Genomic DNA, 10,405 nt, shown 5'->3' on the forward strand with positions numbered 1-10,405 from the left:
ATATGAAATTTTTTTTACAATCACAAATAATATTTGTAACATTAGCTTTTGCGTGTAGTAGTCAAGCATCTGAGATAAAGTCGATATTGTCTGTATCATCAAAACAAGTTCAAAAAAGTGTAAATAAAGAATTTGTGCGTCCAAAGTTGCCAGAAGGAACACCACCAGGAGGACGTCGCACAGGAGGTGGTCGTCGTGATACATGTCCTTCGACGACTCCTAAACTCACCGCTTTAATGCCAGAAACCGAAGAACCAGCAACAGTAAAAAACGTGTGGGGATTAACGACAGATGAACGTCCGACCTTTTGGTTTTACCTTCCCTACACAAAGAGTTCTGGGTATCCAACAGAATTTGTACTTCTGAATGAAAAATCAAGTCCAGTTTATAAAAAAGAGATATCTCTACCCAAACAACCTGGAATAATCAATATAAAAGTTCCAGCACACATTCCTGCATTAGAAGTTAATAAGCAATACCGTTGGTTTCTTTCTGTATATTGTAACCAAGACAAAAAATCACCTCCAGTTTACGTTGAAGGTGTAGTTAGTCGGGTTAATCTTGCAGCAACAATTCATCAACAACTACAAACCGCGCAACCATTGCAAAGATTTGCCATATATGCTCAAAACGGTATATGGCATCAAGCTTTGGCAACGCTCATACAGCTAAAACAACAAAACCCTCAAAATACTACCATTCAAACCGACTGGAAAAACTTGCTTAATAACATCGGTTTAGATGAAATTGCCGACATGCGAATAATTTCAGATGACCCAAATAGTTACAATAGATTAAGCAAGCAACATTAATTTTAACCTCTTGTAGCACAGGATGGGCGCCTGTGCAGTCAATATATTTTTTACCACAAAGAAACAGAGAGGATATTTGTAGGATGGCAGTGTCCACCTTAACAATGTACTTGTCATTTATTTTGGATGTTGAATAAACGAACCGCAAAGCACGCAAAGTACGCTAAGAAAGAAATAATAAAAGAGTTAAGAGAAGGTTATATTGGCAGAAGATAATGGGAAAATTAAAATTAATATTAATATTTTTATTAGGTGTTTTTATTGGTGTAGTTTTTACTATATCTGGGTTACGCTTTTTTACACCTACTGTATTTGTTGAAGGCGTTGTTGAATATGTACCGCCCAATAATACAGGTGCTAGCGCTGCATTCCCCGAAGGGTTTATGCTCAAAAGTATAATTTATATTGAAGATTTGGCGAAGGAAGATATAGGTAAGCAAAAAAGCTTTTGGGGTCAGCTTGGTTCTATCCCTGACTCAGACTATTATCGGCATTATCCAAAGTTAGTTAAAATTAGAAAAAAGTAGAATTGGTATAGGCGCCGACTCTTTTTTAACTTAATAACGGATTTACAGTATATCCATCAGGCGCCATATTTTAATGGTTTTATCAGTACCACTACTAACAAGCAATTTACCATCTGAACTGAAAGCAAGAGATTGAATATTGCCAGAATGAGTAGTTAAGGTGCGAATTTCCTTTTCTGTTAATATATTATAAAGTTTGATGTTCGCGCTTTTCTCACTACCAATGGCAAGAATTTTGCCATCTGGACTAATAGCCAAAGAATTGATATAACTAGAAGAACCAAACGGAATGAGAGTTGACTCCCCTGTTGCGACGTTCCACTGTCTCAGAGAGTAGCTTTCTATAGAACTGACTGGAGCAACCCTCGTTCCTGGTAATTTTGCTGGACGATCCAAAGAATTAATATTATTGTTGTAACTACTAATAAAAGTTTTACCCTTTGGGTTCATGACAATAGAACTGGCGCCTGATGAACCATAACTAAAAGTTTGAACTTGCTTTCCTGTTGCAATATTCCACACCTTAATAGTACTATCTGCACTAGTGCTGACAAGAGTTTTGCCATCTGGACTAATGGCTATAGAACTAACATACTTAGAATGTCCAGTTAGAGTGCGGATTAACTCTCCTGTTGCAATATTCCATAGTTTAATAGTTTTGTCTCCACTACCACTGGCAAGAGTTTTACCATTTAAGCTAATGGCTACAGAACTAACATACTCAGAATGACCAGTTAAAGTGCTAATTAACTTTCCTGTTGCAATATTCCATAGTTTAATAGTTTTGTCTCCGCTACCACTAGCAAGAGTTTTGCCATTTGGACTGATAGCTACGGAATAAACAAACTTAGAATGTCCATTAAAAGTGCGGGTTTGCTTTCCTGTTATAATATTCCACAGTTTAATAGTATTACCTGCATCATTACTAACAAGAGTTTTACTATCTGGACTAATGGCTATGGAATTAACAGAATCAGAATTAGTTTCTAAACTATAGAGTGGAGAGGCGCCTGAGTTATTGACAGATGTAACACGAGATTTTGAAATTGAGGTGGGAGATGGGGAATCTGTATATAAAGAACGTAAAGAACCACCAAATAACAAAGCTGAAAATCCCATTATTCCAAGCAAAGTAATAATCCACAAATTTTTATTTTCTTGATTTTTCTGGTTTAACGTATATGTAGTAGGTGTGGGAGCAGGTTTAGAACGTAATGATTGAGTCGCAACTTTAGGTTTTTTTGGGGATGCTGATGGTTTGGGAGCAGGTTTAGGACATGATGATTGAGTCGCAACTTTAGGTTTCGTTGGGGATACTGACGGTGACGGTGGGGAATTTAAATCTTGTAAGACTTGTGCAACTGACTGGTAACGCTGTGTGTATTCTACTTGTAGCATTTTAGTCAAAATCAGCCCTAATTCTTGACTTAAAGGCTGTTTTAAATACTGATACCATTTTGGAATCCAACCATAACCATTATGTTTCCATAACTCCCAAGGATGAGTTCCTGTCAGTAAATGAAAACATGTTACACCCAAACTAAATAAATCGCTGGCTGGATAAGCTTCTCCTCCTTGCATTTGTTCCAGTGGTGCATAACCAAGAGAACCAATTATAGTTTTTTTTGATGTCATGACTGTTTTGGTGAGTTGCTTGGATGCACCAAAGTCAATTAAAACAATTTTGCCATCACGGCGCCTAATAATATTTTCTGGCTTAATATCTCTATGAATAACTTTCTGTTGATGTACAATTTTGAGAATATTCAACAAATCTTGTAACAAATCTTTAATATGAGCCTCGCTGAAAGTTCCCTGCTGTTGTAATTCCTTGAATAAATCCTGCCCATCGATAAACTGTTGTACCAAATATAAGCAATTATTTTCTTGAAAGTAAGCTAACAGCGTTGGAATTTGTGGATGCTCTCCTAACTGTTGTAGTCTTCTAGCTTCTTGCTCAAATAACTCTGTTGCCTTTTGCAGTCCTGCTGTTCCTTGGAATTGCGGCGCAAATTGCTTAATGACACATTCTTCATTTAATTTATCAGTATCGGATGCCAAATAAGTTTTCCCAAATCCCCCACTATCCAATGGTCTAATTGGGCAATAACGATTTCTGAGTACTACCAAAGGAACACCGCAATTAAGGCAAAACTTTGTGCCATCAGGTGCTGGCGGGTTATGACAGATTGGATTTAGGCAACAGACCATAGCTGTGCATCTACCTATAGATAGATTTATTATTAATTATTGACAAAGAAAATGAATATACAGCAATATTCAGGTACATGAGATACATATATAATATCCAAAATTTTGTAGAAACGCGATTAATCACGTCTATACATTATGGTTTAATATTACGGTTGAATCAACTGCATATTTCAGGATAAAAACGGTAGATTAGTGAAAAAATTATACAATTATAGATATAGAATTTACTTGATGAAGCACGCTAGTTAAAAATGACAAGGAAACTTCTAGTATATTTTTTGACGTTATTAACGCTAACATTTACTTTCTTCACACCAAGTGCAAGCGCATTACTTCGTCAGCACCAAGAATCACCAGGAGTAATGCGCTATCATTCACAAGCATCAATCAAAGATGAAACAGGACATGCATGGCAAATTATATTATACAAAGTTAAAAATCCCGGTGCCTCGTCCGACATCAATCTTCGATTAGTCGGTTTTCCAAGTATAGTAAAATTCGAGCATCCAAAAGCCTTAGAAGTCATGACAGCACATGGGTTATTATTAGCTGCACCAGATGTTTATGCATCCGGTTCACCGGCGCCGAATGTAGGAGAATATAAATTCACAGCCATATTAAATCAACTACCAACAACCAAATCCTTAAAACTAAATCTCCCACTATCAGGTTCAGACACTCAAATCAAAATACCCACAAACATTATCACCGAATGGCAAATGCTAGTCACCGAGTTTGATTAGATTGAAACCCGGTTTCTTCCTCACTAAGCATTATACGTCAGGATGTTTATAACAGAAACCGGGTTTCTCGAACGCAACGCAAAGGCGCCAAAACCGGATAGTATATAAGACTTGTAACCTAATCAGCACAGACAAGAGCGTTGTGGCTGATAACAAACGTTTGCTGATATATTTGATTTGAAAGACTTAGAGAATGTGCCGCCGTCATGAATTACCACACCTTACTCATATTTAAAACAAATCCAGGTAAAACATTCTCACCATCTAATGTAGGAGGATTATCAAGACATTCTACAGAAATGGACGGACGATAAATATACACCTGACGATTTTTTCTATCGATTAACCAACCAAGCTGTATCCCATTTTCTCGCATATATTCTTCCATTTTTTCTTGTAATGGTTTGAGATTATCACTCGCTGACCTCAACTCAATTAAAAAATCTGGAGTTAGGGGGGCAAACTTTTGTTGCTGTTCTTGTGATAGACTGTTCCAGCGTTCTAATTTTATCCACGAAGCATCAGGAGAACGCTCGGCGCCTGTTGATAGTGTAAATCCAGTACTAGAGTCAAAACAAATACCAGTGCCGTCTTGTTCTGACCAAACTCCTAATTGCACAGCGATGTTGAAATTACGATTTCCAGTTATTCCACCAGTAGGAGGCATTATTGATATATCTCCATATTTATTACGTTCGATGCGTAGGTCACGATTAACCTGACAGAACTCAAAAAACTGTTCAGGAGTCATTTTATATGAAGAGGGTAACTGTAAGACAAGCGGGAAAGACATAGTGGAGATTTCCTTATGGATTATAATTTTAATTGGTGGCGCCCGCGTAATAGTCCAATTGTACTTTACGAAGAAACCCGGTTTCTGTGATAAACATTTATAGTTGTAATGCTTAGTGCTGAAGAACCGGGTTTCAATCTAACCAATTCCTAATCTACCGGCTAAAGCGGGGGTTAGGGGTATAAGTGTTGCAATCATTAGAAATAGTGCGAGTAAACCTAAAGCTGCACTTTGGTCGTCGGGTTCGGTAATTTCGTTTAAGCTAGGACGTTCGAGGTCACGTTGTAGAAATACAATTACTATTGCCCAGTACATAGCTAATGGATTACCAAGAGATACAAGTGCTAGTACTATTAAGGTGGCAATAGTAGCTCGACTGGCAATTTTGCGTCCATATATTGCTTGAACAATGCGACCACCATCTAATTGACCTGCGGGCATTAAATTTAAAGCATTTACTACTAAACCCAACCATCCAATAATTACTAATGGGTTTACTGGTACTGTTGGTGATTGTAACGCTTTTCCTAGTACTACTTTGCTTAAAGTTCCAACTAAAATGGAACCTTGGAAAAACTCGTTAGGTATTTGAAACAAGCTGTTTTGTTTTGATAGCAACAATCCAGCTATTAACAGTACTAGAGAAAGAATTCCTCCAGTCGCAGGGCAGCAAGGGATATATCAAATAAAACTTTACGGTTGAGTAGTAATGACTCGAAACGAGTAATGGCGCCGAATGAACCTATTTGCACTGCTGGCAAGAAAAAAGGTAAACTCAAACGAACTTGATGGCGCCGTGCAGATACCCAATGACCAATTTCATGCGCGATTAAAATAATGAAAATGCCTCCACCGATAGGTAAAGTCTCTTGGTAGCGTACAGGATAAGAAAAGAAGTCAAAACCCAAGAGTAAACCAGCAGCTTCTAAGCAAGTACCTAGTGTCGCAATTAACAAAACTCCAGCAAACACTTTTTGCGCTATCGACATTGGACGCGGGTCATTACGGCTAGGAAGCACTATAACAACAGGTCTAGAGTCAGCATTTTCTACGAGGAACAATCTATATTTATCACCTAGACGTGACTTTAAACTCTCAGTTAAGCGGTTGTGAGTTTCTTCGGGTTCTCCTCGTAGATTACCTTTAAAGACGGCGCCATCTTGATAAGGAATTGTTTCCGTAGCAAAAAAGGTATCAATACCAAAAATACTTTTAATTGCACTCAAATCATCATCGGGTATTGATAGTGTTTCGGGTATCACTACAGCTACGGTCGGTGTATTAGTATTAGATTCACTTTCACTCTTCAACCTATCTACGGCTTTTTGGCGTAAAATAGCATCTTGTCCAGCCGCACGGAGTTGGCGCCCTAAGTACACATATATTCCTGCGGAGACAACTAACAGCAAAACAATGCCGATAATATTAATATAAATGCCCGCAGCGAATAAGCCAAAGAACAGTAGCCACGGAGTCATTAGCACAAGCGATTGCAACCAGGCTAAGATTCCTAGCTTACCAAAAGGTCTGGCGCGATAAAAGCCCCAACCTAAAATACCAAAAGCGACAGCTAAAATAGTCGCGATTACAGGAGTTTCTGACGTAGTAAACATCTTCCAAACCTTTTGTTTATTAACCTAGTCTTTCTGGAAAGCAATTTATTTAAAACTACTAACTAAACTAATGTATAACGAACTTTCGCGCACTATCACACACAAAGACTCATTAATTACCCCTGTACATACTGCTGTTACAGGTAGAGCCAGATATAAAGTGTACGGACTATATGGGAATAAAGCGCTCAAAAAATATTTAGAATCTCAACTATCGCAGCACAGAGCTATCGAACGAGTGCAAGCAAATAGTGATACAGGTAACATTCTTGTGTTCTATCATCCCAACTGGAGTCAAAGCGCTATTGCTGGACTAATTCAACAAATTGTCTCAAGTTACAGTATGGATGTTAGTTATACCGTGCCTGCTCAGGTTGTGGATTTGGAGCGGGAAGTTGAGGTGGGGGAAAGTACTAAAGTACTTATTACGACGGCTGTGGGCGCCGTTGGTGTGTTGGCAGTTTGTACTCTGTTAGTGTATGCGCGTGGGCTTGATGAACGGGTTTTGTTGACGATTCAGAAATTACATTCTCCGTTGCTTGATACTGTTATGGTTGGTGTTACATTATTTGGGGAAGGGGTAACTTTACTATTGGTTAGTGGATTATATAGACATTGGTTACTACGTCATAATCGGCGCCGAGATGCAAATACCCTGATGGTTGCTGCATTTGGTGGAATTGGATTGAATTGTCTACTCAAATTATTATTTGCTCGGTCACGTCCTTTATTATGGGACAGAATAGTAGAAGTTAGTCATCACAGCTTCCCCAGTGGTCACTCAATGGTATCGATGATAGTTTATGGCTATATTGGCTACACCCTGGCTAAACAATATCCTCAGTACCGTAATCAAATTTCTGCACTTGCGGTTGCCTTCATTATGACAATTGGTTTTAGCCGGTTATATTTGGGTGTACATTGGTTGACAGATGTTACGGCTGGTTATGCTGCTGGTTTAGTGTGGTTAACAGCTTGTATACTTTTCAACGTCAAGTCTACTCCTGTAGAATCGTCAATTCAAACCAATTACTCAGTTCCCGTGCTAGCAGGTCAATTTCAGAATTAGTCACTGCAAATGGAGAGAAATCGCTGGTAGAAATTTCGTAAAGTCGGCGCCCAGCCCAAATTTCCAGAAACCAGCGATTCCAATATTGGCGAGTTTTTGCAATGCGAACAATTCCCGGAACTGAAGCTGGGAAAGGCTCTTTTAGCTTCAGTCCAAAAATTTCATAGCTCCAAGATATTTTTTTGCGAGTGATAGAAAAGCGTTTTTGAGCAAACTCAGATAGCAGAACTACTCCAATAGCTATAAGTGAAATTACTAAATTAAAAGTAAATACAGGTGGGAATAATCTAATATCATGTTTTAGTGAAAGCGTAAAAAAATTAATTAAACAAACTGGGAAAATCAAGAAAATCAGAGCTAGCATTGTAAAACGCGAAAAAAATCCTACCGAAGGAACAAAAATCTCAACAATATCATCATTCTTGAGAATCATCACCTTACGTTGAGATGGTTCCTTAATAAACTTAGATATATCCATTATTGTTATTGTTCAATTTATTATGTTGCATTTATAGCTTTACTTCACGGTGCCGTTCCACTGTAAGATTACTTGTGTTTGTATTTGATGTAAGCTTAAGTAATTTCTCTATATATATGTATATTTAACATGAACAAAACCTTTAACAGACTGGCGCCGTTTATCCAAGAATATATTTATAACAATAACTGGACAGAATTAAGACCCATTCAAACGGCAGCAAGTGAAGTAATATTTGACACAGACGCGCATTTGCTGGTTGCTGCTGGAACTGCCGCAGGTAAAACAGAAGCGGCTTTTTTGCCAGTAATCACGGTATTACACGCAGAAAATCCCCGTAGTATTGGAGTGATTTATATTGGTCCCATCAAAGCGTTGATAAATGACCAATTTGAGCGTCTGAATGAATTATTACGCGAAGCTGATATCCCAGTAATACCTTGGCATGGAGACGTAGCGCAAAGTCATAAAAATAAAGCCTTAAAAAACCCACGTGGAATTTTACAAATAACTCCAGAGTCATTAGAAAGTTTGTTAATTAACAAAAATGATGATTTGCCCAGATTGTTTGGAGACTTACGTTTTGTAATTATCGATGAAGTTCATGCTTTTATGGGAACCGAACGAGGTTGTCAAATATTATGCCAACTTGCGCGTATTGCCCAAGTTACAGGAAAACAACATCGTCGAATTGGGTTATCGGCAACATTAGGAGATTATGAGTTAGCTTCCGAGTGGTTACGTTCAGATACCGATAAACAAGTAATCACACCAAAGCTCGAAGCAGGAAAACGTAATATAAAACTAGCTTTAGAACATTTTTACATAAGTGACGGCGCCCTTTCATATGAAACAAACGCTTACTCGCAATACATTTATAATCTCAGCAAAAACAGTAAATGTCTTATCTTCGCCAATAATAAAGCCCAAACCGAATCGATAGTAGCAGCATTACGACAAATTGCCGCACAAGAAAAAGAGCCAGATATTTACCATGTCCATCATGGCAGCATTGCTGCGAGTTTACGACAACAAGCAGAAAATGCTATGCGTGAGAAAGATAAACCTGCTGTGACTGCGGCAACTTTAACGTTAGAGGTAGGTGTGGATATTGGAAACTTAGAACGAGTTATTCAATTAGAAGCACCAATGTCTGTAGCAAGTTTTTTACAAAGGTTAGGACGTGCAGGAAGACGCGGTAAACCTTCAGATATGCGCTTTGTATGTGCAGAAGAAGAAGTTTTAGATGAGGCGCCTATATACGAACAAATACCGTGGCAGCTTATACAAAGCATCGCCATTATACAGCTTTACATGCAAGAACGTTGGGTAGAGCCGTTTAAACCAGTAAAATACCCATTCTCATTATTATATCACCAAACAATGAGTATGATTGCAGCTAGTTCGGAAATATCACCAGCTAATTTGGCAAAACGAATCTTAGCTTTATCAACTTTTCAATATATATCTCAAGACGATTATCGATTATTACTAAACTACCTAGTAGGTATTGACCATATCCAGAAAACAGACAAAGGTCGATTAATATTAGGCATGAACGGCGAGAAAATAGTCAATAGATTCCAGTTTTACGCTGTTTTCCCCGAAAATCTCGAATTTGCCGTTAACTGTAATGCAACTAATATTGGTAGTATAGCCATGATACCAACTGTTGGTAGTGAATTTGGTTTAGCAGGAAGAACATGGCAAGTCTTAGATGTAGACTTTCGTAAAAAATCGGTATCAGTTAAACCAACTGAAGGACAAGGTAGTGTATTTTGGCGTGGTGGTAGTGGCGCCATACATACTAAAGTTCTACAACGTATGCGTCGCGTATTGTGCGAAGATACTGAATATAGCTATTTACAACCAAATGCTTTAAAGCGATTAAAACAAGTACGCGAACTAGTACAAGGCTTGAGTTTGGATGAGAACTATATTGTGCGACTACCGAAAGGTAAATGTGTAATATTTCCTTGGTTAGGAACAGCAGGATTTAAAACTTTAGAAAGAATGCTGAATACATTTTGCCGGGAATCGTTAGAAATAAAAAGCATTGGTGGTTCGTGTCCATATTATATTACAGTTAGATTACCCAGAGATAAAGTAGAGAATCTTGAACCGGAGATAACTTCGTTATGTACACAGCGTATAAT

General features: G+C 38.1%; 8 protein-coding genes and 1 pseudogene. 5 read left to right on the forward strand and 4 right to left on the reverse strand.

The annotated features are described in order from the left end of the window. Window positions 1-2: 2 nt before the first annotated feature. Window positions 3-812 (forward strand): DUF928 domain-containing protein, encoded by an 810-nt coding sequence (locus DSM106972_RS26725; RefSeq protein ID WP_127083540.1) that lies wholly within the window; start codon window positions 3-5, stop codon window positions 810-812. Between the two features lie 215 nt (window positions 813-1,027). Further along, a complete protein-coding gene (locus DSM106972_RS26730; RefSeq protein ID WP_127083541.1) occupies window positions 1,028-1,339 on the forward strand; it encodes a hypothetical protein in 312 nt (103 codons plus the stop codon). 42 nt (window positions 1,340-1,381) lie between these two features. Here DSM106972_RS26730 and DSM106972_RS26735 read toward each other — a convergent pair whose 3' ends face one another. Further along, window positions 1,382-3,550, reverse strand: coding sequence for a WD40 repeat domain-containing serine/threonine-protein kinase (locus DSM106972_RS26735; protein WP_127083542.1), 2,169 nt, complete (start codon window positions 3,548-3,550; stop codon window positions 1,382-1,384). A gap of 254 nt (window positions 3,551-3,804) precedes the next feature. On the opposite strand from DSM106972_RS26735, the gene DSM106972_RS26740 reads away from it, so the two are divergent. Then, entirely contained in the window at window positions 3,805-4,296 is a 492-nt protein-coding gene (locus tag DSM106972_RS26740; RefSeq protein ID WP_127083543.1) for a DUF3122 domain-containing protein, read from the forward strand. Between the two features lie 211 nt (window positions 4,297-4,507). On the opposite strand, the gene DSM106972_RS26745 is transcribed toward DSM106972_RS26740, so the two are convergent. After that, window positions 4,508-5,089: a Uma2 family endonuclease gene (locus DSM106972_RS26745; protein ID WP_127083544.1), complete on the reverse strand. Its 582-nt coding sequence runs from the start codon at window positions 5,087-5,089 to the stop codon at window positions 4,508-4,510. 138 nt (window positions 5,090-5,227) lie between these two features. After that, window positions 5,228-6,702 (reverse strand): annotated as a pseudogene (locus tag DSM106972_RS26750) (site-2 protease family protein). Window positions 6,703-6,772: 70 nt separating this feature from the next. On the opposite strand from DSM106972_RS26750, the gene DSM106972_RS26755 reads away from it, so the two are divergent. Next, complete coding sequence (locus DSM106972_RS26755) at window positions 6,773-7,771, forward strand: phosphatase PAP2 family protein (RefSeq protein ID WP_127083545.1); 999 nt, start codon at window positions 6,773-6,775, stop codon at window positions 7,769-7,771. On the opposite strand, the gene DSM106972_RS26760 is transcribed toward DSM106972_RS26755, so the two are convergent. Further along, window positions 7,701-8,249, reverse strand: coding sequence for a hypothetical protein (locus DSM106972_RS26760; RefSeq protein WP_127083546.1), 549 nt, complete (start codon window positions 8,247-8,249; stop codon window positions 7,701-7,703). The two genes, DSM106972_RS26755 and DSM106972_RS26760, sit on opposite strands and share 71 nt — an antisense overlap. Window positions 8,250-8,378: 129 nt before the next feature. Between DSM106972_RS26760 and DSM106972_RS26765 the strand changes: the two genes are divergently transcribed. Then, window positions 8,379-10,405, forward strand: a 2,027-nt coding sequence (locus DSM106972_RS26765) for a DEAD/DEAH box helicase (RefSeq protein ID WP_411675334.1), incomplete at its 3' end; no start/stop codon positions are given.

Origin of the sequence: Dulcicalothrix desertica PCC 7102 (assembly GCF_003991905.1) — a bacterium.
Lineage (GTDB): Bacteria > Cyanobacteriota > Cyanobacteriia > Cyanobacteriales > Nostocaceae > Dulcicalothrix > Dulcicalothrix desertica.